The organism is Tenacibaculum sp. AWR4_210 (genome assembly GCF_056160945.1).
Window position 1 is genome coordinate 1 of record NZ_JBSWYF010000006.1, and the last position, 19700, is coordinate 19700.

Sequence of the window (19700 nt, forward strand, 5' to 3'; positions counted from 1 at the left end):
CTACCTGAGCCGTTGCTGCTGTGGTACATGGTGCGGTTGCTGCTACTGTATACGTATAGGTATTTGCGCCTGCTAATGCTGGTGACCAAGTTCCGCCGGTAGCAGGGCTTCCGCCTAAGGCTGCAAATAACTGCCCTGATGTTACCGTGCTTCCTGCACAGATGGTGAGTGTTCCGTTAGTTCCCGCATTTGGTAAAGCCTGCTCGTTTACCACTACCTGAGCCGTTGCTGCTGTGGTACATGGTGCCGTTGCGGCTACTGTATACGTATAGGTATTTGCGCCTGCTAATGCTGGTGACCAAGTTCCGCCTGTAGCTGGACTTCCGCCTAAGGCTGCAAATAACTGTGCTGATGTTACCGTGCTTCCTGCACAGATGGTGAGTGTTCCGTTAGTTCCGGCATTTGGTGCAACACCAACTGCAATGGATACCGAATCTTGTTCTGGACAAGAATTATTATTGGTAGTTACCTCTACTCTATACGTATTTCCGTTAAACCCAATAGGAACATTTGTAATCGTCAAAGATGCTGTGGTGGCTCCTGAATAAGGTCCTGTATTTGTTAATGGAGTTGTACTCGTTCCGAGATACCAGCGATACACATAATCTCCTGTAGGAATAGCTATTGTGGTATCATCAGAAGTAGCTCCAGTATTTCCGAAGTCAGTAACACGAATCCCAGCAGCCGTAGCCGTTAACACGACATTTTCTCCTACACAGGTATTCACCGGTTTGGGGCTAATGACTACAGAGTTTATGACATCACTAGCCTTTTCTGCTCCTGTTAATCCATTATATCCTCCTGACCCTCCTAATACTAGCCCTGTAGGACCAACTCCAGTACCATCTAAAGTACCATTATTATCACTATCTACACCTCCTGATTCGTTAGCATCAGTACAATTATCATTATCTGAATCTGTATCCCAATAATCAGGCGTACCATCTTTATCCGTATCTACCAAACATGACAAAATTGAAAAAGGAACATCTTGCTTGGCTATTGAAGGTCCTTGGTACTGAACATTTAAACTTTCAAATCCTGTATTCTCAAAAAATGTTACTTCCAGATAATGCGTTCCTGCACTTAAAGAAATCGTCCCACTTCTTTCGCGTCCAGGATGCAATCCGTCATTATTAACCACCTCAACCCCATCTATTAATAATTTAGAACCATCATCAGAATAAGTGAAAAAGGTATAAGTCCCTGGTGTAGCAATTGTTATTAAACTTTTATAACGAACGCTAAAAGTTTCTGGAGTACCTGAAACACTCGACATTAAAGCTCCCGTTGAAAAGCTCGTAACCCTTCCTGTTGCCGTTGCTCCTGTAGTAGGTATATTATCTACCGTAAATCCAGATGGTACTACATCAAAAAACTCATATGACACAAAACCAGGACAGTTATTTTCAACAGTATCCAAAATCCCATCATTATCATCATCCAAATCACAAGTATCTGCGATATTATCAGAATCATTATCTGGAAATCCAGATACCGCTACAGAACAACAAACGGTACTATCAGAAGCATCTGTCACTGCCGCAGTGATGGCCTGACCTCCCGATCCCACAGTTGAAGGCACTCCGTTACTCGTCACTCCTCCTGAAAACGCACCATTAGTAAGCTGGGTGTAATTATAACTCCCTGCCGCTTCCAGTGCATCAAAACATCCATCATTATCAGAATCGGTATCTAAATAATCAGGAGTACCATCTCCATCTGTATCTCTAGGGGTATTACAGAAAGTAAAATTCCCAAGTGCCGTCATCTGAAACTGTGTCGATGATGGTGACCCCGTTAAGTTTTTATATCGAATTTCTAATTTACTAATCCACGCCTGAATCCCCAAAATAACAACATTCCTATCGGTACTGGCATTAGTTCCTCTAAAAGCATTCCCTACTACAGCTTGATTATCTGCATCGTACTCAGCCGAAGTTAGTGTATGTAAAGTTCCATCAGTTCTTGTAATAATCAACTCTACCTCATCTCTAAACGATGTAGCTCCTGTTCCTCTATCGACATCATAAATGGTAAAACCTAGATTATATACTGGCTGGTTGAAGTCAAATACATGGATTGATTCTCCATTATTTTCAGCCTTTTGATACAAAGTATAGGAGGATGCCGTAGTACCATAGTCATTAATTCTATACTCTTGAGTACCTACCACATTTGAACTTCTCGACAACGTTACTCCTGTACCATTGATAGTTAAGTTCGGGTTGGTTATCACAGGGTCTTGACCTAGTGTTACACTCCCTGCTCCACCTTCAATATAATTTGCATCCCAGTTCAATGTAGAATTACTGGCGCAGGTTCCCATTTCGTCGACATCTAAAATTCCATCATTATCATCATCTGCGTCACAAACATTATTAATTCCATCTGCATCCGGATCATTAGCTGTCACTACTCCTGCAGTAGCACCTGCGCCACAAGGATCTAAATAACAAACTTGTACAGTAAAACTCCTCAATCTTCCATTATCAGCAATCGCATAATTATCTGTCACTACCAATGTCCAGTTTCCATTAGGGTTCTCTCCATTAAAAGCGCTTAAAGCGACTTCTGGTCGGTAGGAACCTATAAACGGAGCTGAACCTGACGTAATAGCTGTAGCTGCAGCATCATCAAAAACAGTATTTTGATAATTATCACCGGCCCCACCATTACTACTTGACAAATCTATTGTTGTACCATTTGGACTAATTAACGAAATTTCGACATCCGCGACATAATTATGGTCTATATCCACGGTCACGTTAACGTCAGTGATTGGGCGTGTAGCTGAAATATTTACAACCCTCGAAATCCCAGTACTATTACTAAAAAAAGCATTTCCATTCCATGTTTCGGACACACAAGTAGTTTGTGCCACCCCACGGGTAGAAAAAATAAGAACAACTAACATTAACAAAATTCTCAATGAGCTGAAAAAGTTGTTTTTTAGTATCTCCCTTGACTTAAGCCACTCTGTTGAAACAAAAGAGTAATACTTCACCATATAGAATAATTTATAAAGGTACATTACACCCAAAACAAATCGGGCATTTATCTGATTATCAAAAAATTATATGGGAGGGATTTAAAAAAATGTCCCCCCAAAATTTTAATTAACCGTGCTAACGATAATTATAATTTGGGGGGACATCTAATAAACGTGGCAAATATAAATTAATTTTATTCTAAATTGATACTTATAGTTACATTTTTTTTACTCAGTTTTGAAGTCCCTTTTATTAATTATAAGAAAAATAAATACGAAAATAAAAAACCATAACATAGAGCTATAAGAAATAAACATTTAAAAAGCCTTTTTACAACAGTTCTATTTCTGCTAAACACATCATAAGAAAAGCCCTTCAAAAAGGGCTTAAACATCAATTAAATCAAAAAAAAGTATTTTTTATCCTACAACAGCCTCTAAAGCCGTTTCAACATCGTCTTTTGTTGTCAGTTTACTAAACGAAAACCTTATCGATGTTTTGGCTGCTTCCACATCTGGCAAACAAGCTTGTAACACGTGAGATCCTTTGGAACTTCCACTTTGACATGCACTACCTCCTGAAACAGCTATGCCTTTAATATCTAAATTAAACAACATCATCGGATTTTCAAGAGGAAAACGAACACTTACAATGGTAGGACTACTGTTGCGTAAATTCTCAGACTCACCGTTAAACAATACTCCAGGAACTTTAGTTTTAAGGCTTGAAATAAAATAACTTTTTAATTCATTCAAACGAGCCATTTCTTCATTCAATACATTTAGAGAAATCTCAAGAGCTCTTCCCATACCAATAATACCGTGTACATTTTCAGTACTTGAGCGAACTCCTCGTTCTTGATCACCACCATGCAACATCGGTTTTACCACATGCCCTTTTCTTACATATAAAAAGCCAACCCCTTTTGGACCGTGAAATTTATGTGCACTCGCTACCATAAAATCAACCTTAACTTCCTGTAAATCTATGGGAACGTGACCTATTGCCTGCACAGAATCTGAATGAAATAGCGCCGCATGTCGCTGACAAACCTCAGCAATCTCTTTTACCGGTGCAATATTTCCGAGCTCATTATTCACCCACATTAAAGTCACCAAGGTTTTTTTGTCACTGGCATTTAAAACCTCTTCTAATGCCTCTATTTGATAACATCCCTTTTGGTCGACCTCTAAATAAACTACTTCGACTCCGTATTTTTCTTCCAAAAAATCTACGGTATGCAATACCGCATGATGTTCCAGTTTTGTAGTCACAATTCTAGTAACCCCCAGGTTTATGACTGCATTTTGAAGCACTATATTATCACCTTCTGTTCCTCCGGAAGTAAACACTATTTCGCTAGAATGTACATTAAAATACTTCGCTATTTGTTTTCGTGTTGTTTCAACAGCAGACTTCGCTGTTCTCCCAAATTGATGTGTAGAGGAAGGGTTTCCAAAATTTTGCAGCATCGACTCCGCCATACATTCTACCACCTCTGGTAACATAGGTGTCGTAGCGGCATTATCCAGATAAATTCTTTTCATGGAACAAAGATAAACTAATTAGAATTTTGATACACATAAACTTCAGTTGCCCCCAATCCGTATTTTTTATAGGAAGCATCATAATACTTCACTGGATACCGATTTAACAGATAATTTAATTCAGATTTCAACACCCCTTCACCTACTCCGTGAATAAAGACAATTTTAGAAATCTTTTTCTGAATACAATATTCAACTTTCCGTCTAGCAACCTCCAATTGATAACTCAAGATATCATAAGTATCCATTCCCTTTGTCGATTTTACCAATTTCTCTATATGCAGATCAACTTCAAGAATTACTTCATTTTTCGTTTTCACAAAACCACTCTTTTTCCTCACCGGTTCTGAAGTTTTTTGTCGTAACATAGAATTATTGATATCACTATACCTGCTTAACTCTCGCTGCTCAACATGTAACCTCACCAATTCTTTTGCATCAAATCGATACACCATCCCGTCTTCATCTCTGACGACTACTTCTGCCCCATCTACCTCAATAACAACACCTTTGATAACATCATCAATAACTGCTACTTTATTACCAATTTCAAAACACATACTTAACTATTATTTAATTTATTAACTCGCTTAACAAATTATTTTTGCAGATAATTTTAAAATACAAAAGAACAGCAAATAAATGATTAACACTAAAAACACGAGTACAAAAATTTTCTTCGAAGAAGCCAAGAGAAGCTTAACACTAAGTGAAACACGTGAACAACTTTTATTTGAAATCGCAGATGCTATTACTGACGAATATCTAGATAGAGAAAAATTAAATCTAAATTTTATCTGCACACACAATTCTAGGAGAAGTCAATTTGCTCAGGTATGGGCTTTTTATGCTGTTCACTATTTTGATATCCCCAATATACAATCACTTTCGGGAGGTACAGAAGCTACCGCATTTCACAGAAATACGGTTCGAGCGTTACAACAGTCAGGATTTGAATTTCACGTAGAAAATTTCTCACACCAAAATCCTAGATACCTCATAAGTTTTGAAGGCGCAGAGCAACCGCTTACTGGATTTTCAAAAACATTTGACGATCCTCATAATACCTATCCGTATATAGCGATCACCACCTGTGACAGTGCCGACGAAAACTGTCCATTTATTCCCGATGCACTCGAACGCTTTCACTTGGGCTTTGAAGACCCCAAACGTTCGGATGACAACGACGACACAAAGGAAGTATATTTAGCGTGCTGCAACCAAATAGCTGGAGAGCTCTACATTCTATTCGAAGAAGTTAAAAAGCAACTTATTCAAGCAAGTCAAGAAGCTTAAACAGGCGTATTCTTATCGTACGGAATGCTCTTTAGTATGTGATTGATTACATTAACTCTGGCCATTGTTTTACGGTTTGCTCGAATCACTTTCCAGGGTGAAATAAGGGTATTCGTTTTAGAAAACATGGTTCGCTTGTAGCTAGTATAATCATCCCACAATTCTTGTGCTCGCTCATCTACAGGAGTCATTTTCCATTGTTTCAGAGGATTATTTTTAATATCCATAAAACGCTTTGCCTGTTCTTTTTTAGTAATCGACATGTAAATTTTCACCAAACGAATCCCAGATTCGAGTATCATCCGTTCAAAATCGTTTACCTGATTCATAAAGACCTCGTACTCTTCCTGTGTACAAAATCCGTTTACCGGTTCCACTACAGCTCGGTTATACCAACTTCTGTCAAAAAAAACCATTTCACCAGCTTTCGGAAACTGTTCTACATAGCGCTGAAAATACCATTGCGTTTTTTCATCTTCGTTTGGTTTTGGCAGTGCCACAATCCTCATATGACGCGGGTTAATACGCTCTGTAATTCTTCGAATAGCGCCCCCCTTACCAGCAGCATCCCTACCTTCAAACAAAATAATGATGCGTTCATCTTGCTCTATGGCCCAAGTTTGCAATCGTATTAGCTCGACTTGAAGTTTCTTCAATTTGCGTTCGTAATTGACATAGCGCAACGCCTTTTCAAGATTGTATTGTTCGCTTGATAACAATGCCTTAAACCCTCTAGCAGAATTTAATTTATTTACGTCTTTCTGAGTTAACTTCTCCATAATTAATCTAATTGACTTACTGATCTGTAATAACGCATTACTATATTGGGATCCGGATTTAGCTTCGTTTGCGCTAGCTCTTTCCCCTCATAATCAAACTGCGACAACACATATCGAATACACTCTACACGTGCTTCTTTTTTATTATTCGTTTTTACCACAATCCACGGGCTATAGGTGGTATGGGTTTTACTAAACATCTCATCTTTATAGTAGGTGTATTTATCCCACAATTCCTGACCTCTTTTATCTACAGGACTAAACTTCCATCGCTTTAAGGGGTTGTTGTTTCTCGAATTAAAACGCCTCAATTGTTCGCTTTTAGAAATGGATAACCAAAATTTGATAATGATCACACCGTCTTCGTACAGCATATGCTCAAACTCGGGAACCTGAACCAGAAATTCTTTATACTGATTTTCTGAGCAAAACCCCATTACTGGCTCTACGACTGCACGGTTGTACCAACTCCTATCGAAAAAGACAATTTCACCGGGGTTCGGTAATTCTTTTATATAACGTTGAAAATACCATTGCCCTTTTTCAACTTCTGTCGGTTTGTTCAGCGCTACGAGCCGTGTGGAACGCGGATTCAAATGCTCCATAAAACGACGTATGCTTCCACCTTTTCCCGCGGCATCTCTACCTTCAAAAATGACTGCTACTCGCTTATTATTTTTAGCTACCCACTGCTGAAGTTTCACCAATTCAATTTGGAGTTTTTTTAATTCCCGTTCGTAATTAATTTTCACTTCAACCTTATCGATATCGATCCCCTTTTCATGAATCAAATCGCGAAGTTGCTCCTTAGAGGTCACACTTTGAAAATCCTGAATGGTCAATTTGTTGTGTTCCGACATAGCTGCGTTGCAATAATTTTAAAATTCTTTCTGTAGTATTGCTAAAATAAGAGGATATTTGCGACTATGAAAAGAATTACAACATTTTTATTACTTCTTAGCTTTTCTATAGCTCATTCGCAACGAGCCTACGACCACGAGTTCAGTTTCTCAAACGACAACGATCTCTATATTTCAACAAGTCAGGATAGGTATTATACCAACGGGATGACCTTTGGTTATCGTTATTTGGCCGACAGTACTCAAATTAGTGCAAAAAAAATATACCAATTTCGTCTCGGACATAAAATGTATACACCATTTAAGGCCACCGTGAGTTCTCCGGAACTTCACGACCGCCCTTTTGCCAGCTATTTGTATTTGAGCGGCGGTATTGCTCATTATTTTAAACAGGGAAAAACGCTCGCTGTTGACGCTGAATTGGGTATCATTGGGCCTGCTGCTATGGGAAGAGAGCTACAAGACTTTATCCATGATATTTACGGATTTAGAAAAGCGACCGGATGGCAATATCAAATAAAAAATGCCTTCGCCATCAATATCAAAGCTCAATACACCCGTCCGCTTTGGACTAGCATCAACAACAAATTGGATATTCACTGGTTAAATTCAGGAAGCCTTGGAACTGTTTTTACTGATATTTCTACTGGGGTTCTCAGTCGATGGGGATTCTACACACTTCAATCGAGCACCAACAGTTTGGCCTTTGGCAGTAATCTTAACGGCAATGCTGAGATTTCTCAAAACAAATCTGAGTTTTTCCTCGTATTCAAACCCAGCGTCCAATACGTATTTCACGACGCCACCATCGAAGGTAGTATTTTCAGAACTGACAACCCTATTACATTTCCAATAAACCCGCTTGTTTTCAACGCTGAGTTGGGAATTATGTTCACCAGTAATCGTTTCAACTTTGGTTACAGTATCTTTTACCACAGTAAAAAACTACAAAGTGTCCGAGTTCCGGAATCTAACTTCTACGGAAACATTACATTACGATACTTGTGGAATTAATGAAAAATAAATTTTAAATATCATCAAATTAAAATATATTTGTAGGTCTAATCATTAGAAATTTAATCAATGAAATTTATCGTATCTAGCTCTCAATTGTTAAAACAATTACAAGTTTTAGGAGGAGTGATAAACAGCAACAATACGCTGCCTATTCTGGACAACTTCTTATTTGAATTAGCTGAAAATGAATTAAAGATATCATCTTCAGATTTAGAAACCACCATGAGTGCTGTGGTAGAGGTTGAAAGTACTGACACAGGTGCCATCGCTATTAATGCTCGATTGTTACTGGATACATTAAAAACTTTCCCTGACCAACCTTTAACTTTTAAAACTGAAGGAGATAGCACGATTGAAATCATCTCTGAGCAAGGAAAGTACGACATGGCTTATTTTAACGGGGACGAATTCCCTAAAGCTGTGGAGTTACCATCACCTAGCAGTACTGAAATCCCATCACATATTTTAGCTACTGCCATTACCAAAACGATTTTCGCTGCCGGTAATGATGATTTACGACCAGTAATGAGTGGAGTATTCTTCCAGTTTAATTCAAAAGAACTTACTTTTGTTGCTACGGATGCTCACAAATTAGTAAAGTATACAAGAACAGACGTTACCGCTGATAAAACAGCTGAGTTTATCATGCCTAAAAAACCTTTAAACTTATTAAAAGGTATTTTAGGAGGATCAGAAGACTCTGTAACTATAGAGTACAACGACACCAATGCCAAATTTACTTTTGACAACGTCGTACTTATTTGTCGTTTAATTGACGGTAAATACCCGAACTACGAAGCGGTAATTCCAAAAGAAAACCCAAATAAACTTACTGTTGACAGAGCTACTTTCTTAAACTCAGTTCGAAGAGTTTCTATTTTCTCTAGTAAAACTACTCACCAAATTCGATTGAAAATGGCTGGAACTGAATTAAACATTTCTGCTGAAGATATCGATTACGCTAACAAGGCTGATGAACGCTTGTCATGTGACTATCAAGGTGATGATATGCAAATTGGATTTAACTCTCGTTTCTTAAGTGAAATGTTAAACAACTTAAACTCAAACGATGTACTTATCGAGATGAGTTTACCAAATAGAGCTGGAATCCTTACCCCTATTGACGGAACAGAAGAAGGAGAATTAGTGACGATGCTGGTAATGCCAGTTATGCTCAACAACTAACAACCTTTTACACATCATACAAAACTCTAAGCTTAGGCTTAGAGTTTTTTTTATTTCCCTAGATAAGCTATTTTGGCACGAAGCACCTTTCCTCCAGGAACTTCTATAGTCAACAAATACACCCCTCGCTCCACTTCCAATTCCTCAAAGTCTATACTTAAATCATTTACCCCTAACCGAACATTTTCATTTTCACTATAAATAGTTGCTCCAGACATTCCATAAACTACTACCCTTATTTGACAAGCTTCTCCCGAAGTTAAACGAAACACCAAGTCCTTTCGTACTGGGTTCGGATAGTATGATTTCAATTCCACTTCTTTGCGGGTACCAGATAGCAACTCTGACTTCATGAAATGTTCGAGCATGCATCGGACAGCTCCCAGCGCGTTTAAACTTCTCCCTCCCTTAACCTTATCTTGTAAACTCAACTTTCGAAACGCTCCTCTTTCCACAAAATCGCTCACCAAAAGAGGCCACTCTGAACTAGGCATGCTACCACTTTCATTGGTTAAAAATTGCTGACTGTAAACATAAATAGCAAAACAAACTGCACTCACATAGGGTGTCGCAGCAGAAGTCCCATCAAAAACCCCTCTTTTACCACTGTTTAGCAGGGTTACAGAACCAGCTCCTGGAGCTGCTATATCAACATCTAGAACACTGTAAGCCGCCGTTTCCAAGTAACCGTTTTCATTTTCATTTGTTACTGCAAGGTAATTTTTAGCCGAGCACAACGTAGGCATATCTCCTACTTCACTCACATTGACCTCGGCATTTGGTACCGCTCCTACCACCAGTACCCCCAAAGCCTGCAACGTATTGTAAAGCGCACACCACTCCGGAAAATCTTCAGCCCACAAACCTTCTTTTCCCCACGAACAATTCAGCACCAAGATGTTAGCTCCAGCAGCTCCTTTACTGATTACAAACAAGCGTTTTAATGCAATCACGTACTCCAAAGAACGTTTAATTTCGGTTATCGAATGCCCGCCTTCAATTCCCAAAAACTTAAAATCCAACTGCAATTCATCATATAGCATTTCTGTGAGCATACTATAAACCGGTGTTCCATGCCAACTCCCTAATCCATCATTCGTGATATCAGAATCATTGTGATAAAAATCCCAACCTCGCACATCATCGACATAACCATTCCCATCATCATCCAAACCGCTATCTGGGATTTCTCTGGAATTCTCCCAAAATAAACGCTTAGGAACTACAGACCAGTTTACGGCCTCATCTATCACAGCAATAACTGGAGTTGCCGTATCCAATCGAACATTCTTTAAAACAGCAACAGCTTCCCTCCATTGAATCTGTTCGTAATTTTGTCCATTGGCAGTAATTACAAATCCATATACCACACAAAGCAGGCAATAATATCTTGCCTGCTTGTACAACTTCCTTAACAACACGTCACTCTTAGTATTCGAATTCGATCACCACCGAATTATTAGTTCCTTTGTACTTTCTTCTTGCCTTCATCACATAACAAGGAGTTCTAGTGTAATTTTTCTCTTCGTTGTTTTTAATGCGCGTCCACTCACCAACAATGCTACTCCAAGACGATCCACTATTCTTTTTATAACTCACACTGTAAAATCCTTTTTTCCAAAAATTTCTTCCATACACATTCACAGTAACCGTTTGGTCTTCTATGGCATGACTGTAAAACGTAGAATACAACCACCCTCTCGAAGCAGCTTGGTACGGCGGATTTTCGACAAGCACAAATACATCGGTTGGATTTTCATAGTGTTTAGCAATTACGGTATAGGCTATTTCTGCAGCTACCATCTCATCATCGTCACTATCACTCGTTTTCGATTGGTTTTGAAATAGCTCCCAATTCATGGTTGCCAATTTCTGGCCTTTTTCCTTTTTCTCTAAACTAAAACTGCTACTATTCCACAACTTTAACACTGAAGGATCATCAGAACCAACGAGTAACTCAATAGAATTACTTTTAGTTGCATCGTACACTAAAATTTGCTTCGTGTATTTACCGAGTTCTTCCTTCACAGGATCCTCTTTCGGTGTCTCTAATTTTTCATCGCTACACGAGGTAAACAATGGAGTCATTACAGTTAACAAGATGAGGAAAGTCATTTTCAATAGATTTGTATTATTCATGGTTTGATTAATTTAAAATTCGCCTACTCATACGCTTTTCGGCTTCCGCGTTTTTACTAAATTTTAACAATATTCATCGCGACTGATCAGATCGCTTCACTAACAACTTACCAACTAGTAATCAAAGCTGTCGATGCAAATTTAGGCCGAGAAACAGCGGGGATTCCCATGAATAAAACGGTATAAAATCAGGAAAATAACTCGAAAAAAAACATAGGAAATTCCTCTTAAGTAAAGGGGAGAGCACCAGCAAAAAACAACAGAACAACCTGTAAAACAGATAGTTAACTAATGTTAACATCTTTCGCTTTTAAAAACCATAAATAATTGTAAATTTACCTCTCTTAAACTAGACGAAATACCATGGGTAGAATTATTGCAATTGCAAATCAGAAAGGTGGAGTTGGTAAAACAACAACTACTGTCAACTTAGCTGCGGCTCTAGGAGTTTTAGAAAAAAAAGTATTATTAATAGATGCTGATCCCCAGGCGAATGCTACTTCTGGACTTGGTTTAGATGTAGAAAGTATTGAAGTGGGAACTTATCAGGTATTAGAACATACTGTAAATCCAAAAGACGCTGTACTACAAACCGATTCTCCCAATGTTGACCTTATTCCGGCACATATTGACCTTGTCGCTATTGAAATAGAATTGGTAGACAAGGCAGAACGCGAGTACATGTTAAACAAAGCCATGGCGAGTATCAAAGACGATTACGACTACATACTCATCGACTGTGCTCCTTCACTAGGGTTGATTACCTTAAACTCTTTGGTTGCCGCTGATTCAGTTATCATTCCTATCCAATGTGAATACTTTGCTTTGGAAGGGCTCGGAAAATTGTTAAACACCATTAAAAGTGTACAACAAATTCACAATCCTAGTTTAGATATTGAAGGACTACTACTCACCATGTTTGACGCTCGATTACGCCTCTCAAATCAAGTAGTTGAAGAAGTGCGCAAACACTTCAGTTCTATGGTATTTGAAACCGTAGTTCACCGAAATATTCGCTTAAGTGAAGCCCCCAGTTATGGAGAAAGTATAATTTCTTACGATGCGACGAGTAAAGGTGCGGTAAATTACTTAAATTTGGCGAACGAAATCTTAAATAAAAACGGATAACACAGTAATGGCAAAAGCGACAAAAAAACAAGCTCTAGGTAGAGGATTATCTGCACTTTTAAAAGAAACTGCTGACGTTAGCTCAGCAGCTGACAAAAATGCCGATAAGTTGGTGGGAAATATTATTGAAATTGATATTAATTCAATTGATGTTAACCCATTCCAGCCGAGAACTTATTTTGATGAAGAGGCCTTACGTGAATTAGCGAGCTCTATTCGAGAACTCGGTGTTATCCAACCCATTACTGTAAGAAAAACAACGGGGAACAAATTCCAATTAGTTTCTGGTGAACGCAGATTTCGCGCATCAAAACTCATCGGAAATAAAACCATTCCCGCTTATATTCGTTTAGCAAACGACCAAGAAATGCTAGAGATGGCGTTGGTAGAAAACATCCAGCGTAAAAATCTCGATCCAATTGAAGTAGCATTGTCTTATCAACGTTTAATTGACGAAATTCAACTAACTCAAGAAGAACTAAGTACGCGTGTAGGAAAAAAACGTTCAACCGTTACCAATTACCTCCGTTTGCTTAAATTAGATCCTATTATCCAAACAGGTATGCGAGACGGTTTCATTTCTATGGGACACGGAAGAGCACTCATCAATGTGGATAGTACAACAGATCAGCTTACTATTTACGAAAAAATACTTCGTGATAAGTTGTCTGTGCGTCAAACTGAGGAGTTAGTGAAAAATTTAAAAGCTGGCACTATCGCCAAAGCTGCTAAGAAAAAAGCGCTCCCTAAATACATTTCAGAAGGAGCAAAAGAAATGACGACTGTTATCGGAAGCAAAGTAAACGTAACGGTTAACAGTAAAGGTAAGGGTAAGATTTCTATCGCTTTTAACTCTGAAGAAGATTTTAATCGTATTAAAAACCTTTTACAATAATTGTCATTTAAATCATTCATATTTATCATTGGTTGTTGCCTGTCTTTGCAACAACTAGTAGGGCAAAACGGTGTTGATGTAAAAGTTCAACAAAGCCAAATCGCCCCCGTTTACAACCCATTATCTCCCTCCAAAGCTGCTTTTTATTCAGCAATTTTTCCTGGAGGAGGACAAATCTATAACAAAAAGTACTGGAAAGCTCCCATAGTATGGGCAGCTATCGGTGCAAGTGTTTATTACTACTTAGACAACAGTAATGAATACGATAGGTTTAGAACCGCTTTTCGACTCAGACAACAAGGATTGCCTGACGAATTTAACGGATTAAATGGAAATCCCAATATTTCAACCGCAGGTTTAGAAAACGCTCAAAAAGTATTGCGAAAAAATCGTGATTTATCACTCTTAACAGGAGTACTACTGTACGTACTTCAAATTGTTGAGGCCAGTGTCAATGCACACCTCTTACAATTTGATACCAGTGATAATTTATCTGTCAGACCTAGTTTGGCCACGGATCCAATGCTCATCGAAGCACCAAAGGTTGGATTAACCTTAAAATATTCTTTTTAAAATGAAAATAGCTTTACTTGGATACGGAAGAATGGGTAAAGAAATAGAGAAAATTGCTTTACAACGCGGTCACGAAATCGTGATTAAATACGCGGGAAAAGAATCCTATAACATCAATGATGCCGACGTTGCCATCGACTTTAGTTTGCCCAATGCAGCTTATGACAACATTGCTAATTGCCTAGAAAATGGTGTCCCTGTTGTTTCTGGAACCACAGGTTGGCTCGAGCGTTATAACGATATTGTTGCCCTGTGTGAAGCCCAAAAAGGAGCCTTTATTTATGCTTCTAATTTCAGTTTAGGGGTTAATATATTTTTTGAGCTAAACAAACAATTGGCAAAAATGATGGAGCAACTCAATGAGTACAATGTGGCTATTGAAGAAATCCACCATACGAAAAAACTCGATGCTCCAAGCGGTACAGCAATTACGCTCGCAGAAGGTATTATTGACCAGAGTTCTAAACAAGAATGGGAACTCGATGGAACTCCTAGTGGTACTTCCATCCCTATCAAAGCCATAAGAACCCCTGATGTACCAGGAACACATACCGTAAATTACGATTCCACTATTGATAGTATCGCTATTAACCACACGGCACACAACCGTCAAGGATTTGCCTTAGGAGCTGTTGTAGCCGCTGAATGGTTGGTTGATAAAGAAGGGGTGTACTCAATGAAAGATGTGTTAAACCTAGGTTAAAAAAGGTAACAATACCCCTCGGAAGCTCACTAACAAACGAAGACTTTTACAAAAAAAATAAATCATGAATTTTTCTGAATTATTCATATTCATACTGATCATCCAAGTCATACACTTTTTAGGAACTTGGAAACTTTACAAAGCTGCTGGACGACAAGCATGGGAAGCTGCAGTGCCTATTTACAATGCGGTTGTTTTGATGAAAATCATCAATAGAAAAAAATCTGTTTGGTGGATTTTCTTATTTTTTGTTCCGATTGTTAACTTATTAATGTTCCCAATTATATGGGTTGAAACTTGCAGAAGTTTTGGATTTAATAAGGGTAAAGACACCTTACTGGCGATTTTCACCTTAGGTTTCTACATTTACTACATCAATTATTTCGAAAAGTTAACCTACCGCCAAAACAGAGATATCAAACCACCATCAGGAGTTGATGAGTGGCTGAGTTCTATTGCATTCGCCATTATTGCAGCGACACTAGTACACACGTATTTTATGCAGCCTTACACCATCCCTACCTCTTCATTAGAGAAATCTCTCTACGTAGGTGATTACCTTTTTGTAAGTAAATTCCACTATGGAGCACGATTGCCAATGACTGCAATTTCTACTCCTATGGCGCACGATACAGTACCCGTACTAAAAGTAAAGTCATTCTTATCAGACGACAATCCAGAGCACAGCAACAGTTGGAAAAACAAATTGAGTTTACCCTATTTGCGCTTACCTGGAGTTCAGTCTATTAAACGCAATGATATTGTCGTATTCAACTGGCCTGCAGACACCACCAAAACTATGTGGGGAGATACTTCAGGTAAACAAACCTTTAAACCTGTTGACAAACGCACCAATTACGTCAAGCGCTGTGTAGGTGTTCCTGGTGATAGTCTTGAAGTTAGAGGTGGCTATGTATACATCAACGGAAAGAAAAATCAATTACCAGATCGCGCAAAACCACAATGGATTTTTGAAGTAGACACCGATGGTCAGAACTTTGGTCCTGGTGCAGCAAAGCGCTACAATATCCGTGAATTCGGAACGCGAAACGGTAAGTATTTACTGAATTTAACAGACGAAGAAGCTGCTCGAATAGCTAAAAATCCTATAGTAAAAAAGGTAACCAAGCAAATTCAACCTAAAGGGTATTACAATAAGAGCTTTTTCCCACACAATCCGAAATACGCTTGGTCTCAAGACAACTACGGCCCCATTTACATTCCTAAAAAAGGAGTTACTGTCGCTTTAGATGAGAACAGTATTCCATTTTACGAGCAGATTATAAGAAGATACGAGAATAATGATTTAACCATTTTCGGAAACGATATTTATATCAACGGTAAAAAAGCGACTAGTTATACATTTAAGCAAGATTATTACTGGATGATGGGGGATAACCGTCAAAACTCATTAGATGCTAGAAACTGGGGATATGTGCCTTTCGATCACGTAGTAGGTAAACCAGTAATGATTTGGTTTAGCTATGACAAACAAACGGGATCAATTCGTTGGGATCGCATGTTTACAACCGTAGGAGGTAGTGGTAAACCCGTATCGTATTTATGGTTGGTTGTTTTATTATTAGGAGGCTATATCGCCTATACCGTTTACAATAATAAAAAGAAAAAATAACCATGGCGCTATACATTCCAACCTATTTTGCTCCCATTGCTCAGTATGCAGCAATGTATCAAGCTAAGGAGGCAATTTCTTTTGAGATGGAAGACAACTTCCAGAAGCAGACCTATAGAAACCGCTGTGCTATTTACGGTGCAAATGGTAAACTAGCATTGAGTATTCCCGTAAAGCATCTAGCTTCTGCGGGAAGAAAGAAAACAAAGGACACGCTTGTAGAAAACGATTTTCCGTGGCAACAACAACACTTTAAATCACTACAATCTGCCTATCGTTCCTCTCCTTTTTTTGAGTTTTTCGAGGAAGATTTACAGAAAATATTTTCGAAGCCTTACAAGTTTTTACAGGACGTCAATATTGACACCCATCTGTTTATTACCGATGCACTGGAACTGGATTCACAATTTGCGAAAACGACCGAGTACGAGCTCACTCCCACTCAAGCAGATTACCGAAATCTTGCCATAGCTAAAAATGGCGTGGCCATTACTATGGACAGTTACGTGCAAATGTTTGATGACAAACACGGCTTTATACCCAACCTTTCAATGCTCGATTTACTTTTTATGGAAGGTGCCAATAGTATTAGTTATTTAGAGAAAATTTCACTAGTTTTGGACTAGACACTTATTTGTCCCCCAATGTATTTTTTTGAAGTTTACTCACTGAAAACGGTTGGTGCAAGAGCAACTGTTCTTAGAAGTGAACTGTACATTAATAAGTAACTTATGCACAACATTATAGAACAATTCATGAGGTATTTTATGCCGAATATCTCTGATGAATCCATTGAACAATTCAACGAAATTGTAAGTTTAAAATCCTTTGCCAAAGGTAAGGTCGTTTTAAAACAAGGTCAAAAACCACAAAATTTTTATATCCTTAAAAGTGGTGTTGCCAGAAGCTTTATTAAAAACAACGAGGAAAAAGAGCATATCCGTACCCTCTACACCACTTTGAGTACTTTTGGATCACTCTCTGCTTTAATTCAAAAAAACGATTCTAATGCGACTTATGACTGTTTAACTCCTTGCGAGTTTTTTGTAGGGAACTTTCAAGCCTTTATCGAATTGACCAAGACCAATCATGAACTCGCGTTATTCTACAACAGGGTATTGGAAAGTCTTTTTATAAGAACTGAAAAAAGAGTAGATGAGCTTGCCCTATTGAGCGCCACAGAGCGTTATCTCAAATTAAAAACAGAGATTCCTGAAATCAATAACCTCATCCCTCAATATCATATTGCGTCATTTTTAAACATAACTCCGGTGCAATTAAGTAGGATTCGAAAGAAATTATATTCCACGTAAAATTATTAACATATGTAAATATAGGCTATAACTAATAAGCATATATTTGTCTCGTCTAAAATATTTAATTGGGATTCCCCATCCCTTAAATTTAGTTTCCCCTTAACTAAAAAAGGTTTGTCACTATGCACAAACCTTTTTTATTTTATACTTTCAACAGTTTGCTTATCAAAGCATTAAACTGCACAGACACTTTTAATTTAAAAACGACCAACACATAGATCGGTACTATGATAAGGGATTTCAGCGCGATGTTAAACACAGGAGCAATAGACACTCCGTAAATGCTTACTCCAGGGAGATCAAAATTCCAACTGTTAAACAAAAAATACAGTGGTGCTATGATCAACACCATCACTATTGTTTGTTTGGTATAGGGATACAAATTCAACTTGCGACGTACATACCACACTTTAAAGACCCCGAAAATCAAAAAAGCCATCAAGGTAGAAAGTGCCAAGCCTTCCGTTTCGAAGTCGAGCGTATAATAGAAATACTTGTTCAAATACCAAACGAGTAAAGCCATGGCAGATCCTGTAAACAAGGTAATTCTGTAAAACTTTGAATTATTAATAATGGCTCCATTATTCCCTAGCGACATATTAAATAATTTAGCCCCGGAAATCATCAGTACCACCCATTCCCCACCGGCATAACCAGCAGGCATTATTTTAAAGAGTTCTGTAACATTGCAATTCACCAAAATAAAAAAGAGCCCTCCTATCAACAAGAGATTAATCGAACTCTTTACATATAAATTGCGAACTTCTTCATCTTCATTATTATTCAGTGACTTTGATGTTAAGGGCTGTAAAATTTGAGTCATTGCTCTACTCGGAGCCTCTATAAAAGACCCTATAAATACCGCTACACTGTAATATGCTGCTTTGTTAAAGGTATCTTTACCAGCAATCATAAACTTATCAATGTCTAAAATAATAGCACTTGCGCTCCCTGCCAGAATAATATAAAAGGTATACTTGAGTACTTCTCGATAATTATCCGGAAGATTCCAATACAATTTAGGTCGATATAAACGTAAGGCATAGCCCATCATCAACACCGTTCTAAGCACGTAGGCGTAGGCTAATACACGAATAAAATCTTCTTTTCCTATCCATTCAAAAAATACGGCGAATAACAACACCATGACAGCTGCTCGGTTGTACAGCTCTTTCAGCATATTTCCGAAAACAGATTGCATTTGTACCTTGGCCCATGAATAGAAGACCTCAAAATACGCACAGCTCACTGCAACGATATAGATGTAAATTGTATAATTCTCAACTATTCTATTCTCCTCTGATACGAAATGCATGATCCATTCGTGAAAATGGCTCCAAAAGGTTCCGATGACCAGTGCTATAACCATTGGTAAGACCATCACTGAACTCAAAAATTTATCCCGTTGGTCACGCTCTTGATACGATGAATAGAACTTTACTATCGTAAAGTGAATACCAAATGCCGTTAGTGGCATTATTAAGTTCGACGAAGACAATACGTAAGCCACAAGACCGTAATATTCATCTTTTAAAAATCGAGTATATAAAAATATCGTATTAATTCCTCCTATCAAGAATCCTAAATAAATAATAAGAGTATTTCGGAATGATTGTCTAAATATGATTCCCACTTT

18 protein-coding genes are annotated in these 19700 nt (G+C 38.2%); 10 read left to right on the top strand and 8 right to left on the bottom strand.

What is annotated here, in order from left to right; all coding sequences use genetic code 11:
• The 3 genes from ACXAG7_RS11905 to ACXAG7_RS11915 form a co-directional block, all read right to left on the bottom strand.
• On the bottom strand, positions 1-2917 hold a 2917-nt coding region (locus tag ACXAG7_RS11905; protein ID WP_476666904.1), incomplete at its 3' end, for a proprotein convertase P-domain-containing protein.
• Between the two features lie 495 nt (positions 2918-3412).
• Positions 3413-4540, bottom strand: coding sequence for a cysteine desulfurase family protein (locus tag ACXAG7_RS11910; protein ID WP_476666905.1), 1128 nt, complete (start codon positions 4538-4540; stop codon positions 3413-3415).
• 14 nt (positions 4541-4554) lie between these two features.
• Positions 4555-5100, bottom strand: coding sequence for a Smr/MutS family protein (locus tag ACXAG7_RS11915; RefSeq protein ID WP_476666906.1), 546 nt, complete (start codon positions 5098-5100; stop codon positions 4555-4557).
• An 82-nt stretch (positions 5101-5182) separates the two neighbouring features.
• Here ACXAG7_RS11915 and ACXAG7_RS11920 point away from each other — a divergent pair, with 82 nt between their 5' ends.
• Complete coding sequence (locus tag ACXAG7_RS11920; RefSeq protein WP_408043118.1) at positions 5183-5836, top strand: low molecular weight phosphatase family protein; 654 nt, start codon at positions 5183-5185, stop codon at positions 5834-5836.
• On the opposite strand, the gene ppk2 (ACXAG7_RS11925) is transcribed toward ACXAG7_RS11920, so the two are convergent.
• Together ppk2 (ACXAG7_RS11925) and ppk2 (ACXAG7_RS11930) are read right to left on the bottom strand one after the other, a co-directional pair.
• On the bottom strand, positions 5833-6615 hold the full coding sequence (gene ppk2, locus ACXAG7_RS11925) for a polyphosphate kinase 2 (protein ID WP_408043117.1): 783 nt from the start codon (positions 6613-6615) through the stop codon (positions 5833-5835). The two genes, ACXAG7_RS11920 and ppk2 (ACXAG7_RS11925), sit on opposite strands and share 4 nt — an antisense overlap.
• Before the next feature lie 2 nt (positions 6616-6617).
• The gene (ppk2, locus tag ACXAG7_RS11930; protein ID WP_476666907.1) at positions 6618-7475 is read right to left on the bottom strand and encodes a polyphosphate kinase 2; all 858 of its coding nucleotides are present in this window, start codon (positions 7473-7475) and stop codon (positions 6618-6620) included.
• Positions 7476-7541: 66 nt separating this feature from the next.
• Between ppk2 (ACXAG7_RS11930) and ACXAG7_RS11935 the strand changes: the two genes are divergently transcribed.
• Complete coding sequence (locus tag ACXAG7_RS11935; RefSeq protein ID WP_476666908.1) at positions 7542-8489, top strand: lipid A deacylase LpxR family protein; 948 nt, start codon at positions 7542-7544, stop codon at positions 8487-8489.
• A gap of 69 nt (positions 8490-8558) precedes the next feature.
• Positions 8559-9677, top strand: coding sequence for a DNA polymerase III subunit beta (dnaN, locus tag ACXAG7_RS11940; protein ID WP_408043114.1), 1119 nt, complete (start codon positions 8559-8561; stop codon positions 9675-9677).
• Between the two features lie 50 nt (positions 9678-9727).
• On the opposite strand, the gene ACXAG7_RS11945 is transcribed toward dnaN, so the two are convergent.
• Together ACXAG7_RS11945 and ACXAG7_RS11950 are read right to left on the bottom strand one after the other, a co-directional pair.
• Positions 9728-11098, bottom strand: coding sequence for a S8 family peptidase (locus tag ACXAG7_RS11945; protein ID WP_476666909.1), 1371 nt, complete (start codon positions 11096-11098; stop codon positions 9728-9730).
• A 7-nt stretch (positions 11099-11105) separates the two neighbouring features.
• The gene (locus tag ACXAG7_RS11950) at positions 11106-11816 is read right to left on the bottom strand and encodes a hypothetical protein (protein ID WP_476666910.1); all 711 of its coding nucleotides are present in this window, start codon (positions 11814-11816) and stop codon (positions 11106-11108) included.
• 363 nt (positions 11817-12179) lie between these two features.
• On the opposite strand from ACXAG7_RS11950, the gene ACXAG7_RS11955 reads away from it, so the two are divergent.
• The 7 genes from ACXAG7_RS11955 to ACXAG7_RS11985 all read left to right on the top strand — a co-directional run bounded on the left by ACXAG7_RS11955 (position 12180) and on the right by ACXAG7_RS11985 (position 18061).
• Positions 12180-12944: a ParA family protein gene (locus ACXAG7_RS11955; RefSeq protein ID WP_408043111.1), complete on the top strand. Its 765-nt coding sequence runs from the start codon at positions 12180-12182 to the stop codon at positions 12942-12944.
• A gap of 7 nt (positions 12945-12951) precedes the next feature.
• Positions 12952-13839 (top strand): ParB/RepB/Spo0J family partition protein, encoded by an 888-nt coding sequence (locus ACXAG7_RS11960; RefSeq protein WP_408043110.1) that lies wholly within the window; start codon positions 12952-12954, stop codon positions 13837-13839.
• Positions 13840-14412, top strand: a complete 573-nt coding sequence (locus ACXAG7_RS11965) for a DUF5683 domain-containing protein (RefSeq protein ID WP_408043109.1) — start codon at positions 13840-13842, stop codon at positions 14410-14412.
• Position 14413: 1 nt separating this feature from the next.
• Positions 14414-15115, top strand: coding sequence for a 4-hydroxy-tetrahydrodipicolinate reductase (gene dapB, locus ACXAG7_RS11970; protein ID WP_476666911.1), 702 nt, complete (start codon positions 14414-14416; stop codon positions 15113-15115).
• A gap of 64 nt (positions 15116-15179) precedes the next feature.
• Positions 15180-16748 carry a signal peptidase I gene (gene lepB / locus ACXAG7_RS11975; RefSeq protein WP_408043107.1) on the top strand — a complete coding sequence of 523 codons (1569 nt, stop codon included), beginning with the start codon at positions 15180-15182 and terminating at the stop codon, positions 16746-16748.
• A gap of 2 nt (positions 16749-16750) precedes the next feature.
• Positions 16751-17374 carry a WbqC family protein gene (locus tag ACXAG7_RS11980; protein ID WP_408043106.1) on the top strand — a complete coding sequence of 208 codons (624 nt, stop codon included), beginning with the start codon at positions 16751-16753 and terminating at the stop codon, positions 17372-17374.
• A 105-nt stretch (positions 17375-17479) separates the two neighbouring features.
• Positions 17480-18061 carry a Crp/Fnr family transcriptional regulator gene (locus ACXAG7_RS11985; protein WP_408043105.1) on the top strand — a complete coding sequence of 194 codons (582 nt, stop codon included), beginning with the start codon at positions 17480-17482 and terminating at the stop codon, positions 18059-18061.
• Between the two features lie 145 nt (positions 18062-18206).
• On the opposite strand, the gene ACXAG7_RS11990 is transcribed toward ACXAG7_RS11985, so the two are convergent.
• Entirely contained in the window at positions 18207-19697 is a 1491-nt protein-coding gene (locus ACXAG7_RS11990) for a lipopolysaccharide biosynthesis protein (protein ID WP_476666912.1), read from the bottom strand.
• Between the last annotated feature and the right edge of the window lie 3 nt (positions 19698-19700).